The following is a 19,735-nucleotide window of genomic DNA, read 5'->3' as shown; positions in this document are numbered from 1 at the left end:
CGCGCCGCGCGCCCGCGCCGCCCACCCGCCCGCCCGCGCGCCCGCCCGCGCGCCCGCTGCGCGCGCCCGCTGCGCCCGGCTCCCGCTCCTCCCCTGCGAACCTCACGACTCACGCCGAATCGCCCCTCGCCCCTCGCCCCTCGCGCCCAACCCCACCGACTCACGCGATTCGGCCGGTGGGGCGCGCGATGCGGGGCCGATCGACGTGAGTCGTGGCGGGTGCGGCGAGGGGCTGTGGAGAGGGCCGCCACCACCGGGCCGGCGATGGCACGCTCGACGGATGTCGCGCCCGCGCCCGCTCCCCGAGGAGCTCCGGCTCGCACCCTTCCGCGTCTCCGAGGCACTGGTGCTCGGCGCGACCCCGAAGCAGCTGCGTTCGGCGCGGCTGCATGCGCCGTTCCACGGCGTCCGGTCGAGCGTCGCCGTCGACGACCTCCATGCGCGCTGCCGCGCCTACGAGCCGCTGATGACGGCCGACCAATGGTTCAGCCATGCGACCGCGGCGCGTCTCTGGGGAATCCCGCTGCCGGCCCGCCTCCGAGACGACGACCGCCTGCACGTCAGCACGCGCCGACGCGAGCCGCAACGCGTCGGCGTCGTCGGCCATCGCATCAGCGCACGCCGCGACGTGCGCATCCACCTCGGCTTCCCGGTCAGCGGTCCCGCCGACGCCTGGTGCGAACTCGCTGCGACGAGGTCGCCGCACGGATCGACGCCGTCCGTCGACGACCTCGTCATCGCGGGCGACCGCCTGATCGGATGGCCGTCCCCACTCGCGACCCTCGAGGAGGTCGACGCCGCGATCGCGCGATTCTCCAGGAGCCGCGGCATCCGTTCGATCGTCGCCGCGCGGACGCACCTGCGCCAGGGCTCGGGGTCGCCGCGCGAGACCGTCCTGCGGCGCACGGTCGCGGCAGCGCCGCACGGCTTCCCGGAACCGGAGTGCAACGGCGAGATCGTGCTCGCCTCGCGGCGCACGCACGGCGACCTCGTGTTCCGTCGGTACCGGGTCCTGCTCGAATACGACGGCGACCAGCACCGCACGAATGCGAGGCAGTGGCACCGGGACGTCGATCGGCTGAACGAGCTCGCCGCGGCCGGCTGGTGGGTGATCCGGGTCCATCGCGGGACGCACTCCCACGCGTGGATCGACCTGCTCGCGACGGCCCTGCGTCGCCGCGGCTGGTCGGCCGGCGCCGAGTGACGAGCCCGCAGCGCGCCGACTCACGCGAAACAGCCCGGCGACGGCGCCAGGACGGGCGATTCGGCGTGAGTCGATGCGGGTGGGGCGCGGCGCGCGGCAGGGCACGCGGCGCGGGCGCGCCGCGCGTCACGCAGGGCCGAGCTCGACGCTCCGGTAGCCGGGGATGAGCACGCCGCGGGCCACGCGGCGCGAGCGCACCGCGAGCGGACGGACGGCCGCCGCGTCGAGGATCGCGCCGACGAGGCCGCGCACCTGGGCCATCGCCAGCGGCGCGCCGAGGCAGAAGTGCGCACCGGCGCCGAACCACAGCTGCCGGAGGCCCGCCGCCGGGTTCCCGACGGGGTCGAAGCCGGGCGTCACCCGGTTCGCGAGGAACGTGGCGAGGATGACGCGGTCGCCGGGTCGCACCGCGACCTGCCCGATCCGCGCCTCGCGCCGCGTGCTCCGCAGCATGACCGGCGAGGGCGTCGTGACCCGCAGCCCCTCCGCGATCGCGGCGTCCACGAGCGTGCGATCGTCGGCGAGCCGGGCGAGCCATCCGGTGTCGTGCAGCAGGCAGACGAGCCGCGGCAGGTAGGCCACGAGCGTCTCGGTCCCGGTGAGCACGAACGCGCCCACCGCGCCCAGCGACTCCGCCTCGTCGAGGCCGAGCTCGCGCATGCGGCCGGGCACCGTCGCCGGGTCGCCGGCCCGCCACGCGACCGCGGCGTGCCCCGTGAGGTCGGAAATGACCTCGCGCGCATGCCGCACCTGGGCGTCGGTCATCCGCGGCCGGGAGAGCCGAACGGCCCCGGTCACCGTCGCGATGCGCCGGAACAGTCGGTCGTCCACGACGTCGGGCGGGAGCCCGACGAGGGTCGAGATCACGGCGCTCGCGCAGCGCCGTGCGACGTCGACGAGTTCGACCACACGACCCGCGGCGAGCGCCGACCCGAGCTCCCGGTACGGCCCGCCGAGCGTGCGCTCCACGAGTTCGCCGACGGCGGCGGGCGTGAACAGCGGCGCGAGCCTCCGCCGCAGCTCGGCGTGCTCGGCATCCTCCATGTTGAGCAGCACGCGTGGGCCGAGCACCGGCGTCCAGAGGTCGCTCGGAGCGCCGCGCCCCTGCTTCGTGAAGGCGTCCGCGTCCATGAGCACGGCGCGCAGCAGGGCGGCATCCGTCACGACGACGCCGAGCCCCGGCACGCGCACGACCGGGCGACGGATGCCGGTGAGCAGCGGGTACGCGACGGGATGCGCCGCCCGCATCACGCGCTCCTCCCAGCGCCCGGCGGCGCCCGCCGGCGCGGCCGCGCCTGCCGCCGCGCCCGCCGAGCCCGCCGCGCCCGCCGCCCCCACCTCGCCCGCGCCGCCTCCGCCACGCGGGGACGCGATCACCACCGCAGCACCGTCACGCCGAGGCTGATGCCGCCGGCGAGCCCGACGAGGGCGACGAGGCTGCCGGGTCCGACGCGCCCGCGGCGCACCGCCCGGTCCAGCTGCACCGGGAGCGAGACGCTCGCGAGGTTGCCGTGCGCCGAGATCGTCTCCTCGGTGACGGCCGGGTCGACGCCGAGCAGTTCGACGATACGCCGGTGCATCGGCAGCGCGACCTGGTGCACCGCGACGGCGTCGAGCTCGTCCGCCCGCACGCCGAGCGAGGCGAGCGTGTCGTGGAAGATGCCGAGCCCGACGCGCCGGAACGCCCCCTCGAGCGCCCGCCCGTCCATGTCGAAGTAGCTGCCGCCGATCGCGTGCGGGTTCAGCGATCCGCCCGTCGGCAGGGTGCCGACGTCCCAGTACTCCGAGTGGGCCGCGAAGCGGCTGCCGATGAGGCCGGCGCCGGAGCCGTCGCTCGCCTCGAGCAGCACGGCGGCGCCGCCGTCGCTCATGGTGTACCCGGGGAAGGACCGCAGGAACTGCGCGTCGGAGTCGAGTCGCCAGCGCACGGCGTGGGAGGGCTGCTCACCGCTCACGACGAGCGCCCGCCGCGCCTGGCCGGTCGCGATGAGCGCCTCGGCGACCTGCATGCCCTGCAGCAGGCTGTTGCAGGCGTTCTTGACGTCCATGACGGGCGCCGAGACGCCGAGCTTCGCGGCGACGATGTGCGCCGTGGCGGGTTCGATGAGGTCCTGGCTGGCCGAGGCGAACACGAGCAGGTCGACGGGCCCGGGCGATGCGGCGAGCGCCCGCCGGGCCGCCGCGACCGCGAGGTCGGAGGTCTGCCAGCCATCGGGTCGGACGTGCACCCCGCGGACGCCGGTGAGGCGCGCGATGAGGCCCGAGGGAATCCGGAGGCCGGGGTTCTCGGCGGCGAGGCGGGCCTCGGTCTCGGCGGTGCTGCGCCACGTGTCGGGGAGGTGCACCCCGATGGCGGCGATGCGCGCCGCGGTCGTCCAGCGGGGGCCGGCCTGGGTGGGCGGCGCCTCGGTCGTCAGGGTCATGCACGTGCTCCCCTCGCGCGGCCGCTCGGCCGGGTGGTGGTCAGGGCGGATTCGATGAGGTCCGCGGAGCGGACGGCCCCGTCGTCGCGGGCGCAGGCGGCGCGGAACCGCTCCAGGGCGGCGACGCGGGCGACGGATGGCGCGAGCGCCCGCCGCACGGCCGCGGCGAGCCGTTCGGCGCCGTGCGGCCCGGTCCGCAGCACCCGGGCGTCGAGCCGTTCGGCGAGGTCGTGGTGCACGAGGCGCGCGGCGACATCCGGTTGGTCGTAGTCGACCGGCACGACGACGGCGGGCCGACCCGCGGCGAGTGCGGCCTGCGCGATGCCGGTCCCGCCGTGGTGGACGATCGCGGCGTACCGGTCGAGGCGGTCGTAGTCGACGTATGCGAGCACGCGCAGGCGACCGGGCAGCCCCGACCTCGGCGCCGAGCTCGGCCCCGGCGCCGACCCCGACCCCGCCCCGCCGGGCAGGGTCGTCCCGCCGAGCGTGAGGTCGAGGTCGACGTCCGGCAGGAGCGCCGCCACGCGGGCGAGTACGTCGACCAGCCGGGCCTTCTCGGGCGCGAGATGCGTGCCGAAGGCGACGAGCACGCGCGGGCGCGCCGGTCCGGGGCGGTCGGCGGACGCCGACGGGTCGCCCGCGCGCCGGTCGTCGCCGACCACGCCGTCGGCGTCGCCCCACGCCCCCGGCCGCCCCGGCGGCGAGTACCGCACCGGCCCCGTGAATCGCACCGACGCGGGCCACGTGCGCGGCAGCTCGAGCTCGGCGAGCCCGAGGGCGAGCACCGTGTCGGGCGAGTACGCCTGCTCCGTGCCGTCCGGCCGGAAGGCGCCCGTGAACCCCAGCTCGCGCAACGGCCGGGCGTTGAGCGCGAAGACGCTCCGCTTGAAGGTCCGCACGCCCGCGCGCGCGACGGCGTCGCGTGCGCGGCCGACGGCCCCGCGCGGCGGCAGGAGGCCGCCGCAGTACGACGGCGTGCCGTCGGTCGAGCCGATCGCCGCGGGTGAGGGCATCGCCGTGAACCACCGTGCACCGTGCCGTGCGGCGACGGCGCCGGCGACGGGCAGCGTGAAGTCGGCGACGACGATCGCGGGGGGATCGGGGGCGAGGTGCGCGTCGAGGTCGCCGGAGAGGTCGCGGAGGATGCCGAGCGTCGCCCGGAACTGGCGGTGGAGGCGCACCGGGTCGCGTCCGACGCGCTCGACGGGGTCCGCGACGACCTGCACGCGGGCGTCGTCCACCGACGCGAGCACCTCGCCCGGCAGGCCCGCCGCACGGATCCGCGGGAGGGCACCGGCGGTGCTGAGCACGCGTACCGGGATGCCGCGCCGGGCGAGCTCGACGCCGATGCCGAGCACGGGGTGCAGGTGCCCGGCGAACGGCGGCGCGACGAGCGCGATGTGCCCGCTCACCGGAGCCGCTCCACCGCACGGGCCGCGATCGCGCGGAACTCCGGCGAGGCGAGGTAGTCGAGGTGGCCGGCCCCGATGACGTGGTCCGCCCGCGGCGCCCACCTCCGGGCGAGCAGGTCGGTCCGCCCGACGACGGTCTCGAGGCTCACGGGAGGATGGGAGCGCGCGACCGGGCCGAAGGCGAGCACGTGGAGGCCGGCGAGCGCGTGCCGGTCGAGCCGCAGGTTCGCCAGCAGCTCGAGGCCGCAGCTGCCCGCGAGCACGAGCGTCCGGTCGGCGGCCGCGAGCACCGGACGCACCTCGGCGGCGTACCGCCGGGCGAAGCCCGGTCGCCGCGATCCGAGGTAGTCCCGGCCGTTCCGCACGCTCGCGACGGCGAGCGGGGTGCGGCGCCACGGCCCCGACGCGGCGGCGTACGGGAAGTTCACGTCGATCCGCTCGCCCGCGCCGACCGGGAGCGCGTCGAGCAGCGCGAGCTGGGCGGGCGACAGTGCGGTGTTCGCCGGATCGCTCCGCCCGGTCAGGAAGCAGACGAGGAGGCTCATCGCGCCACCGGCTCGAAGCGGTCGTTCGCGTGCACGACGTACCGCCGCGAGCGCCACGTGATGCGCGGCACGGCGAGCGCCGCGGCGAACTGCACGGGCAGCGCGAGCTCGGCCGCGAGGGAGTGCGCGGGGTCGTGGCGCGCGCGGCCGGTGACCGTGCGTTGCGCCGCGGCGATCACGGCCGAGCGGGCCGCGAGTGCGCCGACGACCGCCCCCGCGCGCACGGTGCCGGGTCGGGCGAGCGCACCGGCGACGAGCCCGGCGAGCAGCGCGGACGGGAGGGCGTACGCGACGACGAGGGCGATGCGCCATCCGGCCGCCTCGGCCCGCACCGCGAGCCCGGCGAACACGAGCCACCGGTGCATCAGCCGCCGGTACGCGCGCCCGTCGGCGACCGACGTCGACACGAACTGCGGCACGTCGGTCTGGTCGATCGCGCCGCCGGCGCCGCGGACGCGCGACGCGATCGCGAGGTCGTCGGCGAGCAGCCCGGTGAGCGGTCCGAACCCGCCGAGGCGCCGCAGGGTCCGCGTGCGCATCGCCCAGGTCATGCCGTTCAGCGCCCGGGCCGACCCGGACGCCGAGGTCGGCAGGTAGGCGAGGATCGCCTGGTCGTTCACGAACGCCGCCAGGAGGCGCGACCACCGGCCCGGACCGGGCACGTAGCAGGGCAGGCCGGTGCTCACGTCGGCGACGCGCAGGCCGTCGAGCAGGGCTGCGACGCCGTCGGCGGTGATGCGCGTGTCGTCGTCGACGACGGCGAAGGCGGCGGTCGTGATCCGCGTCTCGGCGAGCGCGAGCTTGAACGCCTTGGGCGAGGCTGCGGGCGGGCACGGCGGGCAGTCGACCACCTCGACGTCGACGAGCGGATGCCGCGACCGGGCCGCCGACGCGACGCGACGCCCCTCGACGTCGTCCTCGTCCACGAGCCAGAGCACGCGCGCCCGCGGCGCGGCGACGAGCGTGGCGACGAGGGCGTCCTCGAGCTGGGGGTCGCCCGAGAGGATCGGCTGCACGACGGTGAGGTCGGCGGGCTCCACGGGCGGGCGTCCCGGCTCCGGGCGGTCCGCCGCCGCCCGCACGCGGGCGCGGCGCCGCGCGACCGCCGTCCCGGCGAGCGCGGCCTTGGCGACGAGCACGCCGACGTAGGCCGCGGCCAGGCCGACGACCATGCGATCGCCCCGGTTCATCGGGCCGCTCCGGCGACGAGGTCGCGTCGCGCGGCCGCAATCGTGCGGTCGATCGCCTCGTCCGTCGACAGCGACGGCGGGCCGAACAGTCGCCGCGCGAGCGACACGTCGAACGTCTTCGACGAGGCGAGCAGCCAGACCGCGTACCGCGTGAGCGGCGGCTCGCCGCCGAGTCGCCCGACCCGCCACGCCGTCTCCGCGGCCGTCGCGAGGCCGAGGGCGGCGCGACGCGGGATGGTGCGACGCGGCACGGGCAGCCCGAGCTCGCGGAGGATGCGCGCGATCGTCGGCATGAGCGGCACGGGCTCACCGCTCGCGAGGTTCACCGTCGTGCCGGCGATGCCCGGCGCGAGCGCGGCCGAGACGAGCGCGTCGGCGAGCACGTCGATGTACAGCAGGTCGCCGACGGCGGGGTGGTCGGGGTCGCCGAGGAACGGCAGCCGGCCGCGGCGGGCCGCGGCGAGGATGCGGGGCAGCAGCGTCGTGTCGCCCGGACCGAAGACCGCGCGGGGGCGCACGACGACCCACTCGCCGGCGTGCCGGCGGACGAGTTCCTCGCCCTCGTGCTTGGTGCGCGCGTACTCGTTCAGGAAGTCGGGCCCCGCCGGAGCGGTCTCCGAGAGCCCGAACTGGTCCGCCCGCCGGTAGAGCACCGACGTGGAGGACACGTGGACCACGCGGCGGGTGCCCGACCGGCGCGCGAGGTCGAGCACGTTCGCCGTCGCGTCCACGTTCTGCGCGCGGTACTGGGCGCGCGTGCCCCACTGGCTCGCCCGCGCCGCGGCGTGCACGATCACGTCGGGCCGGAACTCCGGTCCGAACGGCGGTGCGAACGGACGCGAGAGGTCGACGCGAGCGATCGCCGGGTCGTCGACCGGGCGGCGGCCGACGCCTCGCGCGTCGACGTCCGCCCGCGCCCGCAGGGCGCGCAGCAGTGCCCCGCCGACGAAGCCGGTCGCGCCCGTGACGAGCACCCGGGTCCGCTCAGGCATCGACGGTCCGTCCACTCGGCACGGCCGCGGTCGCCTCCCGACGGATGCGGACGAGCTTCTCGCCCGGAGCCGGCGGAGCCCAGGCCGCCACGGCCACGACGGGCGGGCGAGCACCGACGGCCGCGGCGAGCTCGGCGAGCCGGCGCCGCACGGCCGTTTCGACCGCCTCATCGACGGCGGCATCGCCGGTGCGCGAGAGCGCCACGACGAGCCGGTCCGGCGCCCAGCGGATGCCCCATTCGACGCCGCCGGGCCCCGCGGCATCCGCATCGCCCAACGCGAGCGCCATCGCACGCCGCAGCGTGTCGGGGAAGACCCGCACGATCCCGCCCGCCGCGCCGACCGCCTCGACGACCTCGTCCGCCCGGCCCTCGACCGCCTCGATCACGGCTGCCGGGTCGCCGCACGGGCAGGGCGACGCGTCGTCCGGTGCCGCACGGAGCACGTCGTCGAGCCGGTACCGCACGACGAGCTGCGTGCGACGCTCGAGGTCGGTCACGATCGGCACGAAGCGCCGATGCCCGGCGTCGAGCCATTCGCGCTCGACCAGCACGCCGGGCTCGTTCAGGTGGAGCCGCCCGTGTGCGCAGTCGAGTGCGAGCAGGCCCTCGGTCGCCTGGTACACCCGGCGCGGACGAACCCCCCAGGCCGCCTCGGCGAGCGCGACGTCCTCGTCCGACAGCACCTCCGCGACCGCGACGACGGTGCGCGGCGAGATCGCGAGCGCACCCGCGCGCTGCGCGGCGGCGAGCTCCGCGAGCACGCTCGACGGCGCCACCAGCACGTGGGGACGGGCGGCGGCGACCTGCTCGAGCACCTCGGCGAACGGCGCCACGAGGTCCACGAACCCGAACGCCAGCCGGCGGCTCGCGACCGACTCGTACAGGGTGCTGTTCGCGCGGAGGCAGAACGCGATCCGCACCGGTGGCCGCCAGGGCCGCAGGAGTTGCGCGAGGCTCGCACGATCGAGGAGCCGCCCGAGCACCGTGCCCGCCCAGGCCAGCCGCTCTCGGCGGTCGACGAGGAACACCCCGGGGCGCCCCGAGGTGCCGCTCGAGAGTCCGACGGTGAGACCGCCCGGCAGCAGGCCGCTGAAGTCGCGGGTGTGCTCCGCCTCGCGCGCGGCCGCCAGCGCCGTCGCGAGCTCCACGCCGTGCACGTTCCACGCGGCGAAGTCGGCGAGCACGGCGGCCTTGTCGACGATCGGCACGTCGGCGAGCGACCGCGGCGCGCCCGCGTGGCGGGCCGCCCGCGGCATCCTCCGCAGCAGCCGCCGGATGCCGCGCCGCCGCGCCCGCTCGAGCCCTCGCGCGGTGCGCAGTCGCACGCCCCAGCGTGCCGTCGCGAACGCGAGCACGGCGCCCATCCGACCCCCGTCCGCCGACCGACGCGGGCTCCCCGCGTGCTGCGGATCCTAGCCGAGCGGCGCGCCTCCTCCGCGGAGCGCGGCGCCCCGCGCGTCCGGCGGCTCCGTCGCGTTCCGCGGTCCGCGCGCGTCCCGCGGCGATGCCGCGAGCTCGGCCGCGGCGTCCGACAGCCACGCCTGCAGGGTCGCAGCGCCGTCGAAGCCCTGCATCCGGCCCAGCGCGTCGATCGCGTCCTCGAGGCGCCGGACGGCCGCGACGGTCGCGCCGTTCGACGCCAGGTCCTGCCAGCCGTTCCACGCACGGCCCGAGCCGCTGCCCCACAGGTCGTCGATGACGCGCTGCGCGAGCCGCTCGTCCGAGTCGCTCAGCGTGCCGTCCTCGAGCGCGGCCTGCAGCACGTGCACGACGTCGTGCGGGGTGCCGGTTTCGGGGAGCGTCCGCCCCTCGCCCAGCGGGTTCACCGCGATGATCGCCTCGATGAGTCCCGGCCCCGGGAAGTCGGAGTACACGATGCCGGTGCGCGTCCGGATCGTCGAGTCGACGTAGTCCATCGTGAGCTGGTTGAGCCCCATGTAGTAGACCCACGTGGTGCCGAGGTGCTTCTCGCGCGGGTACTCGGGCAGGCACTGCGCCGCCTTCTTGCAGTCGTGCGCGTCCCACCCCGTCCAGAGCTGGGCGGCGTCGGTGCCCGAGCTGATGTGGCCGCTCGCGAAGAAGTACGGGTAGGCGCCGGCACTGGTCGCCGACGTGAAGGTGATGTGGATCGCCGCGTCGGCGGTGTCGGCGCCGCGGAGGCTGGGTCGGACGTACCACCACTTGTCCGCGAGGTCGCGCTCGACCGTGAAGGAGTAGTGATCCTCGATCACCAGGTTCGCGTCAGTCCAGTTGAAGGGCCCGATCGGGTCGAAGTCCTCGACGAAGACGACGATCCGGCCGCGCATCTCGTCGAGCGTGGGATCGGTGTCGGTCCCGTCGTAGTAGTGCCCGTCGAAGAGCGCCTTCACCTCGTCGAACGAGGGGTCGCCGTGCTCCTTCGCGACCCGCGTGACGATCGTCTCGCCGGGGTGGGCGGCGAGGAAGTCGACCATGGTGTCGACGACGTCGGCGAGCGCGATGTCCTGGCAGATGATGCCGTGGTAGATGTCGAGGGGGCAGTCGTGGCCTTCGCCCACGCGGATGTCGAGGGCGCGGATGCCGGCGTCCATCTGGTCGGCGAACCGCATCGACTGCGTGATCGTGAGGGGCCCGCCGTGGTTCTGCGCCCCGGAGTCGTGGGTGCCGGGTATCGAGAGCTGGCTCAGCCGCAGGTCTCCCGGCAGGGCCGCCATCCAGTCCGTGCGCAGGACCTCCGGCTCCCGGTCGTGCGAGTATGCGGACGTCTCGTAGGCGGATGCCGGGACGGCGGACGTGAGCACGATCGCCGCCGTGGCGAGCGCCGCCACGACGAGCACGGACCTGCGCGGACGGATCGACTGCCCCATGACGGCCCCCTTGCCGGGACGCCCGGCGCGGAGCGTCGCCTGCGGCACACCGTCGCATCGCCCGAAGGGCGCGTCAAGTCCCAGAGCGGGGGCGGTCAGCCGTCGAGGTACGAGCGCCGCGCCTCGATGCCGAGGTCCGGGTGGTCGAGGAAGACGCCGTCGACGCCGGTGTCCATGATCCGCGTGAACTCGCCGAGCCAGTCGCCCCAGGCGCCGCGCGACGCCCCGCGCCGGGCCTCCGGGGCGAGGAACCGGTTCTCGGGTCGCAGGGTCCACGTGTAGACCGCCAGCCCGGCGGCGTGCGCCGCGTCCACGAGCTCGGACCCCCGCAGCGGCGCGTCGGGGCGGGTCCGCCGGGGCGGCGCCCCGTCCTCCGGCTCCGGCTTCCCGCCCACGAGCCGGCCCTTGCCGACGCTCACGCCGTGCACCACGCCCGCGAGTCCGAGCAGGCCCCGCTCGCTGACGAACGCGTCGTACCTCCGTGCGCCGGCGCCGTCCGCCGCGACGAGGTCGTACGGCGCGCCCCGGTCCTCGATGAGCAGCACCCGGGTGCCGCGGATGCCGCTGGAGACGAGCCGGTCGAGCAGCCCCGGCTCGAACGACTCCGAGACGAGCCGGTCGTCGCCTCGGCCCCACCCGGCCGCAGCGAGCTCGGCGGCGAAGAGCTCCTCGAGCGGCAGGCCGAGCGCGGCGAAGTGGGTCGCGTGCTTGAACTCGGCGACGAGGCGGATGACGCGGCGGTGCTCGTCGCTGCCCTCGTCGAGCAGCTCCAGCAGGTCGCGGAAGCGCAGGATCGGGTAGCGCCCGTCGAAGCTCGCACTGTGCGGACGGATGCCGCCGAGCCGCTCGGTCGCGCGGAGGGTCGCCAGCTCGGCCCAGGTGAAGTCCTCCGTGAACCAGCCCGTCAGCGGGCGGCCGTCGACCTCGCGGGTCGTCCGGCGCGACGCGAACTCCGGTCGGGACGCGACATCCGTCGTGCCGGAGATCTCGTTCTCGTGCCGCAGCACGAGCACGCCGTCGCGCGTCGCGACGAGGTCGGGCTCGACCGCCTCGGCGCCCAGCGCGAAGGCGAGCCGGTACGCGGCCTCGGTGTGCTCGGGTCGGTGCCCGGAGGCGCCGCGGTGCCCGATGACCATGGGCCGCTCGGCGGGGTCGCGCCACATGGCTTCAGCGTAGCCACGCTCGCAGGCCCTCCCGCGGAATCCCGCGCGAACTCACGGCGTTGACACGGCTGGAACCGGTAGATTGGACGGACGCGACCGCGAGGTCCGCGTGATTCCCCTCCACACGACGGAAAGCCGAAAGCAGAGGAACCACAGCAATGGCTCTCAACAACCCCGCCTTCTCACGCAACGAGGCGTTCACCTCAGGCCAGGGGGCGGTGGCGGTCGGTCAGGACATGTCGGCCCAGCAGCTCCAGGACATGTACAACCAGCCCGCGACCCTCCCCGACCGCGACGTCATGACGATCGAGGACTCGATCGCCAAGTCCGCCGCGGCGTTCGGGCTGCTCCTCGTGGGCGCGGCGATCGGCTGGCTCACGGTCCAGTCGATGCCGTTCCTCTGGATCGGCGCCGGCATCGTCGGCTTCGTGCTGGCGCTCGTCAACATCTTCAAGAAGGAGCCGTCGGCGGCTCTCGTGCTCGCGTACGCCGGCGTGCAGGGCGTCTTCGTCGGCGGCATCTCGGCGTGGTACGAGCTGGCCTACGGCGGCGGCATCGTGGCGCAGGCCGTGATCGCGACCCTCGTGGTCGTCGGCGTCACCCTCGCGCTGTTCGCCTCGGGCAAGATCCGCGCCTCGAAGAAGGCCACCAAGGTCTTCCTGATCGCGATGGTCGGCTACCTCGTGTTCTCGCTGGTGAACATGGGGCTCATCCTCTTCGGCGTGACCGACGACCCGTGGGGCGTCCGTGGTGTCGAGATCTTCGGCATCCCGCTGGGCATCGTCATCGGCGTGCTCGTCGTCATCATGGGCGCGTACTCGCTCGTGCTCGACTTCGACTTCATCCAGCAGGGCGTGCGCAACCGCGCCCCGAAGAAGTACGGCTGGACCGGCGCCTTCGGCATCATGGTCACGGTCATCTGGCTGTACCTCGAGATCCTGCGCATGCTCGCGATCGCGCGCGACTAGCGCCGAGCGACCTCGCGAACGGGCCGTCCCCCTCGGGGGCGGCCCGTTCCGCGTTTCCGGGCGGCGGCCGCGGCGCGCGTTCGAGTCCCGTTTCCGCGGTGGAGTACGGGGTCAGACCGCACTCCATCGCAGAAATCGCACTCCAGCGCGTTCCGGCGCGCCGCGGCGCACGGCACTGACCGCTCAGCGCCGGGCCGCGGCCCGGGCGAGCAGCACGGCGCGCTCGCGCTCGTTCGCGGTGAGTCGCGCCGCCTCGGCGAATGCCTCGCGCGCCTCGTCGTCGCGGCCGAGTCGCTCGAGGAGCTCGGCGCGCACCGCCTGCAGCGGGTGGTAACGCGCCAGCCGTCCGTCGGCCGACAGCTCGTCGACGAGGGCGAGCCCCGCCTTGGGGCCGTCCGCCATCGCCACCGCGACCGCACGGTTGAGCTCGACGACCGGCGACGGCGCCACCCGCCCGAGCGCTCCGTAGAGTTCGACGATCGCGGCCCAGTCGGTGTCGTCGACGGATGCCGCGAGGTCGTGCTGCTCCGCGATGGCCGCCTGCAGGGCGTACGCGCCCCGGCCCCGGCCGATCCCGTCCGCTCGCGCGAGCGCCGCGCGCCCCCGCGTGATCGCCGAGCGGTCCCACCGCCGTCGGTCCTGGTCGCCGAGGAGCACCGGGTCGCCGTGCTCGTCGAGTCGTGCCGGGAACCGCGCCGCGGTGAGCTCCATGAGCGCGACCAGCCCGTGCGCCTCGGGCTCCCTCGGCACGAGGGCGGCGAGCACGCGCGCGAGCCGCAGCGCCTCCCGGCTGAGCTCGGGACGCATGAGGTCCTCCCCCGCCGACGCGGAGTGCCCCTCGTTGAAGATCAGGTACAGCACCCCGAGCACGGTGCCGAGCCGTTCCGGGAACTCCTCGCGCGGCGGCACCTCGAACGGCACCCCGGCCGCACCCAGCGTCTTCTTCGCCCGCACGATGCGCTGCTGCACCGTCGAGACGGGCACGAGGAACGCCCGCGCGATCTCCTCGGTCGTGAGGCCGCCGACGACCCGGAGCGTGAGTGCCACGCGCGCCTCGCGGGAGAGCACCGGATGGCACGACACGAACACGAGCCGGAGCACGTCGTCGTCGATCGCGTCGGGGTCGTACGGCAGGCCGGCCCTGGCATCCGCCGCCTCGGCCTGCTCGCGCTCGAGGTCGTGCGCGATGGCCGCGAGGCGTTCGTCGTAGCGCTCGCGACGACGCCAGCCGTCGATGGCACGGCGCTTCGCGACCGCGGTGAGCCACGCGCCAGGGTTCGACGGGACGCCCGAGGCCGGCCACTGCGCGACCGCCTCGGCGAGTGCGTCCTGCGCGAGGTCCTCGGCGAGCGCGAAGTCGCCGACCATGCGGGTCAGCGTCGCGACGATGCGCGCCGACTCGATGCGCCAGACGGCGGCGACGGCGCGCCGGGCGGACTCGGGGTCCGCTGGGCGCGCCGTCGCGGCATCCGTCGTCTCGTCGCTCACGTGCCGGCGCTGCCCCTCACGCCTTCGCGGCGCGCTGCGCCTGCTCCTCGCGCCAGCCCGCCTCCTTCTGGATCCATTCGTTGTCCTGCGGGAAGTCGTCGAGCTCGGTGACCCGTCGCACCTCGAGCTTGGACCCGGGCCCGAGCGGGCAGCGCTTGGCCCACTCGGCGGCCTCCTCCTTCGAGGCGACCTCGAGGATCCAGAACCCGTTGAAGAGCTCCTTGGTCTCGCCGTAGGGGCCGTCGGTGACGAGCGGCGGCTCGGCGTCGAAGTCGACGACGAAGCCCTCGTCGGCGTCGGAGAGGCCCTCGCCGGCGAGCATGACGCCGGCCTTCATCAGCTCCTCGTTGTACCGGCCCATGGCCTCGATGACCTGCTCGAACGGCATGTCCTGGTAGGCCTCGACCGCCCGGTCGTCGGCCCGCATGATCAGCATGTACTTCGGCATGGTGGGATGCTCCTCGCATTGTCCGGGTCGCGTCTCGACCCTCTCACTGATGACGTCGAACGGGAAGCCGCCCGATCGACACGTCGGTCGGGAGCACGTCGGATTCAGAGCCCGAGGGTCTGCATGGTCGCCCGGATCGCATCGCCGGACGCCGCGAGCAGGCCGGCCTCGACCTCCGACATCGGGGTCTCGGCGATCGGGAACGCGCCGTCGCCGCCGACGACCGACGGCATCGACAGCGCGACCCCGTCGAGCCCGAACGCGCCGGAGTGCACGGTGGAGACCGGCAGCACCGCGTGCTCGTCGTCGAGCAGCGCCTCGACGATGCGCGCGCCCGACAGGCCGATGGCGTAGTTCGTCGCGCCCTTGCCCCGGATGACGGTGTACGCCGCGTTGCGGACCTCCGAGGCGAGACCGGCGAGCTCGTCGATCGAGAACCGCTCGCCGCCCGTCCACTCCAGGATCGGCACGGGTCCGATCCGCGCATTCGACCAGAGCGGGAACTCGGTGTCGCCGTGCTCGCCGACGATGTCGGCGTGGACGCTCGAGGTCATGACGCCGGCGCGCTTGGCGAGCAGCCACCGCAGTCGCGACGTGTCGAGCACGGTGCCCGACCCGATGACCCGCTCGGGCGGCAGCCCGGTGATCTGCCGCGCGGCGACCGTGAGCACGTCGACGGGGTTCGTCACGAGCATGTAGATGGCGTCGGGCGCGCGCTCCATCAGGTCGGGCAGCAGGCGCTCGAGGATGCCGACGTTCGTGCCGGCGAGCTCCATCCGGCTCTGGCCGGGCTGCTGCTTCGCGCCCGCCGTGATGACGACGACGTGCGAGCCGGCGACGACGTCGAGGTCGGCTCCGCCGGTCACGTTCGAACGCGTGAACTGCGTGCCGTGCGCGAGGTCGAGCACCTCGGCCTCGACCTTCTCCTTCGCGATGTCGTACAGCGCGACCTGGTTCGCCGACTCGCGGATGAGCGAGGCGTACACGAGGCTCGCACCCACGCTGCCCGCTCCGATGACGCTGAGCTTGGAGTTCTCCACGACGGCCATGGCGCCATGCTTCCAGATGGGTGCGACGGATGCCACGGCCCGCGCCCGGTCGTGGACGGCCGTGGTCCGCGACCGGGGGATCAGCTCGGCGTGCCCGCCGTCGCCCGTGCCCCGGCGCGCCGCGAACCGCGTCCGCCGGCGCGCCGCGAACCGCGTCCGCCGGCGCGCCGCGAGCCGCGTCCGCCGGCGGCGCCGAGCAGTGCGTCGCGCAGGGGCTGGGCGCCGCGGGCGAGGGAGATCCGCATGGCGGCGGCGGAGGAGACCGCGAGCCGCCGGGTCGCACGTCGGCGTTCCAGGTCGTACGCGGCCAGGGCCTCGTCGATCGGGAGCCGGTCGAGCAGCGCGGCGAGGGTCACCGCATCCGTCAGCGCCTCCCCGCCGCCTCGGCCGAGGTTCGGGGTCATGGCGTGGGCGGCGTCGCCGATCAGCACGCGTCGCCCGCTGGCGTAGCTGCGCAGGCGCGGGGCGACCATGATGCGCTGGGCGAGCGTCGTGCGGGGCTCCGCGGCCGCGAGGATCTCCGCGACGGCCGGTGGTACGGCGATCGCGGACGCCTCCCGGAGCGCGGCGACGACGTCGACGTCGCGGGGGCCCAGCGCGGAGCGGAAGGCCGTGTACCAGTTCGTGCCGTCGCGGTGCGGGCCGAGCCCCCACAGTTGCCCGCGCCCCCAGTACTCGCCGAGGTCCGCCTCGTCGACCCGCCCCCGGTGGACGCCCCGGACGGCGAGGACCGGCGTCGCCACGGCGCGCGATCGGTCGCCCCATCCGTCGCGTCGGACGACGGAGTGCACGCCGTCGGCGCCGACGACGAGGTCGGCCCCGACGAGCGGGTCGTCGTCGAGCCGGTCGACCCGTCGGACGACACGGTCGACGGCGGCGGGCACGGCGTCGTCGAGCGCGTCGAGGAGGTCCGAGCGCGCGACCAGGATCGACTCGGGCACGGACGACTCGAGCCGACGGCCACGTGAGGCGATGATCGGGAACCGGTCGACCGACGGGCTCACCGCGGCGAGTCGGTCGAAGATCCCGATCTCGCGCAGCGCGTCGGCCGCGTTGGGCCAGACGGCGAGGCTCGTGCCGACCCTCGGCGGCTCGGGACGCTGCTCCACGAGCGTGACCCTGCGCCGGGCCGGGTCGAGCGACGCGGCGAGCGCGAGACCGGCGATGCCGCCGCCGACGATGACGATCCGTTCCACGGACCCGATGATACTACATATGTAGTCGCTCGTCGACTACGGCTGTAGTGAGCTCGCTAGACTCACGCCATGCCCGACCGCCGCACGATCCTCGCCGACACCGCACTCGCCCTCGTGGCGGCCGACGGCCTCAAGGCGCTCACGCACCGCGCGGTCGACGCCGCGGCCGGCGTGCCGACCGGGAGCACGTCGAACGTCTTCCGCACCCGCCGCGCGCTCGTCGACGCGGTCGTCGACCGGCTCGAGGCGCGAGACCTCGCGCTCTGGCACGACGACGCCGGGGCGCCTCCGCCGGGCACGCGCGACGAGCTCGCCGATCGGCTCGCGCACTACCTCGAGGTCTTCGGCGTCGCGCAGGCGGAGCTCACCCGGGCCCGCTTCGCGATCTCCATCGGCGCACCCGATGCGGTCGTCGCAGCGCACGCCCGGTTCCTCACGATCGCCGAGGGGATGGTCGCCGCTGTCGGCGCCGACGACGTGCCCCGACGTGCGCGCTGGATCGCCGACTACTGCGACGGCGCGCTCCTCCACCAGGTCACGGCACGGCGCGGCGACGCGATCGACCCCGGCGCGCACCGGTCCGCCATCCGCCGGCTCCTCGACTGAACCGCGCTCCCACGGGGAACGACGGAGGGCGCGGACCCCGCGGTCCGCGCCCTCCGGCTCAGGTCGCGCGCTCGCGCGACCTCACTCCCACTCGATGGTCCCCGGCGGCTTCGACGTGACGTCGAGCACGACGCGGTTGACCTCGCGCACCTCGTTGGTGATGCGGTTCGAGATCTTCGCGAGCACCTCGTACGGCACGCGCGTCCAGTCGGCCGTCATCGCGTCCTCCGACGACACCGGGCGCAGCACGATCGGATGCCCGTAGGTGCGGCCGTCGCCCTGCACGCCGACCGAGCGCACGTCGGCGAGCAGCACGACCGGGCACTGCCAGATCTCGCCGTCGAGGCCCGCCGCGGTCAGCTCGGCGCGCGCGATGGCGTCGGCCTCGCGGAGCACCTCGAGGCGGTCCCGGGTGACCTCGCCGACGATGCGGATGCCGAGGCCCGGGCCCGGGAACGGCTGGCGGCCGACGATCGCCTCCGGCAGGCCGAGCTCGCGGCCGATGGCGCGCACCTCGTCCTTGAAGAGCGTGCGCAGCGGCTCGACGAGCTCGAACTGCAGGTCCTCCGGGAGGCCGCCCACGTTGTGGTGGCTCTTGATGTTCGCGGTGCCCGTGCCGCCGCCGGACTCGACGACGTCGGGGTAGAGCGTGCCCTGGACGAGGAACTTCACCTTCTCACCCTCGGCCGCGGCTTCGGCGACGAGGTCGCGCTCGGCCTGCTCGAAGGCGCGGATGAACTCCCGCCCGATGATCTTGCGCTTCTCCTCCGGGTCGGTGACGCCCGCGAGCGCGGCGAGGAAGGTGTCGGCCGCGTCGACGGTCACGAGGCGCACGCCGGTGGCCGCGACGTAGTCCTCCTGCACCTGCTCGCGCTCGCCCTTGCGGAGCAGCCCGTGGTCGACGAACACGGCGGTGAGCTGGTCGCCGACGGCCTCGTGCACGAGCGCCGTCGAGACCGCCGAGTCGACGCCGCCCGACAGTGCCGAGATGACGCGCGCAGAGCCGACCTGTGCGCGGATGCGCGCGACCTGCTCGGCGATGACGTTGTCGGGGTTCCAGTCCGCGGGGATCCGCGCCGCCTTGTGCAGGAAGTTCTCGATGACGTCCTGCCCGTACGGCGAGTGCTTGACCTCGGGGTGCCACTGCACGCCGTAGAAGCCCTGGTCGTCGCTCGCGAACGCGGCGACGGGCGTGGTGGCGGTCGACGCGAGCACCTCGAAGCCCTCGGGCGCGACCGAGACGGAGTCGCCGTGGCTCATCCACACGGTCTGGTGCTCGGGCTGTCCGCCGAGCAGCAGGTTCCGGTCGTCGACGCGCACGGTGGCCGCGGTCGAGCCGTACTCGCGGTGGCCGGTGTGCGCGACCTCGCCGCCGAGCTGCTGCGCCATGACCTGGAAGCCGTAGCAGATGCCCAGCGTCGGCACCCCGAGCTCGAGGATGCCCGGGTCGAGCGACGGCGCGCCCGGCTCGTACACCGACGACGGCCCGCCCGACAGCACGATCCCGATCGGGTCCTTCGCGCGCACCTCCTCGGCCGTGATCGTGTGCGGCACGATCTCGGAGTAGACGGATGCCTCGCGCACGCGTCGCGCGATCAGCTGCGCGTACTGCGCGCCGAAGTCCACGACGAGGACGGGTCGCTGCTGGGTCTCGCTCACTGGGCGGCCTCCACGGGCTCGGAGTCGGAGTCGGACGCGGGGCGCGCGGCCGCGGCATCCGCTTCGCGCGTCGCGAGGTAGTCGCGGACCTCGCGGCCGATGCGGGCCTCGAGGATGAAGGAGAGGAACGGCACGATGCCGCCGGAGGCGAGCACGAGCAGGCGCCAGAACGGCCAGCGCATGAGGCTCCACAGCCGGAAGTTGCTGAACAGGTACACGACGTAGAACCAGCCGTGCGCGATCAGGATGCCGGTCGAGAGGTTCACGCCCGTGCCGGTCGACTCGAGCCCCTCGGGGGTCTCGACGACGGGCTCGAAGGCGAGCAGCCCGTTCGGGCCGAACGCGAAGAGCTCGAGGTGCCAGACGTACTTCAGCAGCATCTCCGTGCAGAGCAGGAGGAGCATGACGCCCGTGATGACCGAGGCCACCATGTAGAACTTCAGGGCCCCGCGGATGCGCGGGAAATCAGCCGGTTTGGGCGCGAGGGGCATGGCGTCCAGTCTACGGGGCGCCCGGCTGGGCGATGGCCGTGACGGATGCCGCG

Annotated in this window: 18 protein-coding genes; 3 read left to right on the top strand and 15 right to left on the bottom strand. The window is 74.9% G+C overall.

Annotation, left to right across the window (positions count from 1 at the left end; translation table 11 throughout):
• Positions 1–280: 280 nt before the first annotated feature.
• Positions 281–1,204: a hypothetical protein gene (locus ABD230_RS18155; RefSeq protein WP_344378271.1), complete on the top strand. Its 924-nt coding sequence runs from the start codon at positions 281–283 to the stop codon at positions 1,202–1,204.
• 126 nt (positions 1,205–1,330) lie between these two features.
• Here ABD230_RS18155 and ABD230_RS18150 read toward each other — a convergent pair whose 3' ends face one another.
• The 9 genes from ABD230_RS18150 to ABD230_RS18110 form a co-directional block, all read right to left on the bottom strand.
• Positions 1,331–2,584 (bottom strand): cytochrome P450, encoded by a 1,254-nt coding sequence (locus ABD230_RS18150; RefSeq protein WP_344378267.1) that lies wholly within the window; start codon positions 2,582–2,584, stop codon positions 1,331–1,333.
• The gene (locus ABD230_RS18145) at positions 2,578–3,627 is read right to left on the bottom strand and encodes a 3-oxoacyl-ACP synthase III family protein (protein ID WP_344378265.1); all 1,050 of its coding nucleotides are present in this window, start codon (positions 3,625–3,627) and stop codon (positions 2,578–2,580) included. Before ABD230_RS18145 ends, ABD230_RS18150 begins: the two co-directional genes overlap by 7 nt.
• Entirely contained in the window at positions 3,624–5,039 is a 1,416-nt protein-coding gene (locus ABD230_RS18140) for a glycosyltransferase (protein WP_344378261.1), read from the bottom strand. Before ABD230_RS18140 ends, ABD230_RS18145 begins: the two co-directional genes overlap by 4 nt.
• Positions 5,036–5,584 carry a hypothetical protein gene (locus ABD230_RS18135; RefSeq protein ID WP_344378257.1) on the bottom strand — a complete coding sequence of 183 codons (549 nt, stop codon included), beginning with the start codon at positions 5,582–5,584 and terminating at the stop codon, positions 5,036–5,038. The genes ABD230_RS18140 and ABD230_RS18135 overlap by 4 nt, the downstream gene beginning before the upstream one ends.
• Positions 5,581–6,774, bottom strand: a complete 1,194-nt coding sequence (locus tag ABD230_RS18130) for a glycosyltransferase (RefSeq protein WP_344378254.1) — start codon at positions 6,772–6,774, stop codon at positions 5,581–5,583. The genes ABD230_RS18135 and ABD230_RS18130 overlap by 4 nt, the downstream gene beginning before the upstream one ends.
• Entirely contained in the window at positions 6,771–7,766 is a 996-nt protein-coding gene (locus ABD230_RS18125) for an NAD-dependent epimerase/dehydratase family protein (protein ID WP_344378250.1), read from the bottom strand. Before ABD230_RS18125 ends, ABD230_RS18130 begins: the two co-directional genes overlap by 4 nt.
• Entirely contained in the window at positions 7,759–9,132 is a 1,374-nt protein-coding gene (locus tag ABD230_RS18120) for a F390 synthetase-related protein (RefSeq protein WP_344378246.1), read from the bottom strand. Before ABD230_RS18120 ends, ABD230_RS18125 begins: the two co-directional genes overlap by 8 nt.
• Before the next feature lie 48 nt (positions 9,133–9,180).
• Positions 9,181–10,614, bottom strand: coding sequence for a phosphatidylinositol-specific phospholipase C domain-containing protein (locus tag ABD230_RS18115; protein WP_344378243.1), 1,434 nt, complete (start codon positions 10,612–10,614; stop codon positions 9,181–9,183).
• Between the two features lie 95 nt (positions 10,615–10,709).
• The gene (locus ABD230_RS18110; protein ID WP_344378241.1) at positions 10,710–11,777 is read right to left on the bottom strand and encodes a glycerophosphodiester phosphodiesterase family protein; all 1,068 of its coding nucleotides are present in this window, start codon (positions 11,775–11,777) and stop codon (positions 10,710–10,712) included.
• A gap of 158 nt (positions 11,778–11,935) precedes the next feature.
• Between ABD230_RS18110 and ABD230_RS18105 the strand changes: the two genes are divergently transcribed.
• The gene (locus ABD230_RS18105) at positions 11,936–12,745 is read left to right on the top strand and encodes a Bax inhibitor-1/YccA family protein (RefSeq protein WP_344378239.1); all 810 of its coding nucleotides are present in this window, start codon (positions 11,936–11,938) and stop codon (positions 12,743–12,745) included.
• Positions 12,746–12,928: 183 nt separating this feature from the next.
• Here ABD230_RS18105 and ABD230_RS18100 read toward each other — a convergent pair whose 3' ends face one another.
• The 4 genes from ABD230_RS18100 to ABD230_RS18085 form a co-directional block, all read right to left on the bottom strand.
• Entirely contained in the window at positions 12,929–14,233 is a 1,305-nt protein-coding gene (locus ABD230_RS18100) for an RNA polymerase sigma factor (protein WP_344378237.1), read from the bottom strand.
• Positions 14,234–14,249: 16 nt separating this feature from the next.
• Positions 14,250–14,681: a YciI family protein gene (locus tag ABD230_RS18095; protein WP_344378233.1), complete on the bottom strand. Its 432-nt coding sequence runs from the start codon at positions 14,679–14,681 to the stop codon at positions 14,250–14,252.
• A gap of 104 nt (positions 14,682–14,785) precedes the next feature.
• The gene (locus ABD230_RS18090; RefSeq protein ID WP_344378231.1) at positions 14,786–15,730 is read right to left on the bottom strand and encodes an L-lactate dehydrogenase; all 945 of its coding nucleotides are present in this window, start codon (positions 15,728–15,730) and stop codon (positions 14,786–14,788) included.
• Between the two features lie 80 nt (positions 15,731–15,810).
• Positions 15,811–16,926 carry an FAD-dependent oxidoreductase gene (locus ABD230_RS18085; protein WP_344378228.1) on the bottom strand — a complete coding sequence of 372 codons (1,116 nt, stop codon included), beginning with the start codon at positions 16,924–16,926 and terminating at the stop codon, positions 15,811–15,813.
• A gap of 69 nt (positions 16,927–16,995) precedes the next feature.
• Between ABD230_RS18085 and ABD230_RS18080 the strand changes: the two genes are divergently transcribed.
• On the top strand, positions 16,996–17,532 hold the full coding sequence (locus ABD230_RS18080) for a TetR/AcrR family transcriptional regulator (protein WP_344378225.1): 537 nt from the start codon (positions 16,996–16,998) through the stop codon (positions 17,530–17,532).
• Positions 17,533–17,613: 81 nt separating this feature from the next.
• On the opposite strand, the gene guaA is transcribed toward ABD230_RS18080, so the two are convergent.
• Both guaA and ABD230_RS18070 read right to left on the bottom strand, forming a co-directional pair.
• A complete protein-coding gene (gene guaA / locus ABD230_RS18075) occupies positions 17,614–19,191 on the bottom strand; it encodes a glutamine-hydrolyzing GMP synthase (RefSeq protein ID WP_344378222.1) in 1,578 nt (525 codons plus the stop codon).
• The gene (locus ABD230_RS18070) at positions 19,188–19,682 is read right to left on the bottom strand and encodes a DUF3817 domain-containing protein (protein WP_344378220.1); all 495 of its coding nucleotides are present in this window, start codon (positions 19,680–19,682) and stop codon (positions 19,188–19,190) included. Before ABD230_RS18070 ends, guaA begins: the two co-directional genes overlap by 4 nt.
• Between the last annotated feature and the right edge of the window lie 53 nt (positions 19,683–19,735).

This window comes from Agromyces tropicus (genome assembly GCF_039531345.1).
Taxonomy (GTDB): domain Bacteria; phylum Actinomycetota; class Actinomycetes; order Actinomycetales; family Microbacteriaceae; genus Agromyces; species Agromyces tropicus.
The sequence above is the reverse complement of the archived record's forward strand: the minus strand, read 5'-3'. Positions and strand labels throughout refer to the sequence as shown.

Bases quoted from the DNA above. Each gene is read 5' to 3' on its own strand.
- ABD230_RS18135 (WP_344378257.1), bottom strand. From the start codon at position 5,584: ATGAGCCTCCTCGTCTGCTTCCTGACCGGGCGGAGCGATCCGGCGAAC.
- ABD230_RS18125 (WP_344378250.1), bottom strand. From the start codon at position 7,766: ATGCCTGAGCGGACCCGGGTGCTCGTCACGGGCGCGACCGGCTTCGTC.
- ABD230_RS18155 (WP_344378271.1), top strand. From the start codon at position 281: ATGTCGCGCCCGCGCCCGCTCCCCGAGGAGCTCCGGCTCGCACCCTTC.
- ABD230_RS18105 (WP_344378239.1), top strand. From the start codon at position 11,936: ATGGCTCTCAACAACCCCGCCTTCTCACGCAACGAGGCGTTCACCTCA.
- ABD230_RS18095 (WP_344378233.1), bottom strand. From the start codon at position 14,681: ATGCCGAAGTACATGCTGATCATGCGGGCCGACGACCGGGCGGTCGAG.
- ABD230_RS18090 (WP_344378231.1), bottom strand. From the start codon at position 15,730: ATGGCCGTCGTGGAGAACTCCAAGCTCAGCGTCATCGGAGCGGGCAGC.
- ABD230_RS18070 (WP_344378220.1), bottom strand. From the start codon at position 19,682: ATGCCCCTCGCGCCCAAACCGGCTGATTTCCCGCGCATCCGCGGGGCC.
- ABD230_RS18145 (WP_344378265.1), bottom strand. From the start codon at position 3,627: ATGACCCTGACGACCGAGGCGCCGCCCACCCAGGCCGGCCCCCGCTGG.
- ABD230_RS18130 (WP_344378254.1), bottom strand. From the start codon at position 6,774: ATGAACCGGGGCGATCGCATGGTCGTCGGCCTGGCCGCGGCCTACGTC.
- ABD230_RS18110 (WP_344378241.1), bottom strand. From the start codon at position 11,777: ATGTGGCGCGACCCCGCCGAGCGGCCCATGGTCATCGGGCACCGCGGC.
- ABD230_RS18080 (WP_344378225.1), top strand. From the start codon at position 16,996: ATGCCCGACCGCCGCACGATCCTCGCCGACACCGCACTCGCCCTCGTG.
- ABD230_RS18120 (WP_344378246.1), bottom strand. From the start codon at position 9,132: ATGGGCGCCGTGCTCGCGTTCGCGACGGCACGCTGGGGCGTGCGACTG.
- ABD230_RS18115 (WP_344378243.1), bottom strand. From the start codon at position 10,614: ATGGGGCAGTCGATCCGTCCGCGCAGGTCCGTGCTCGTCGTGGCGGCG.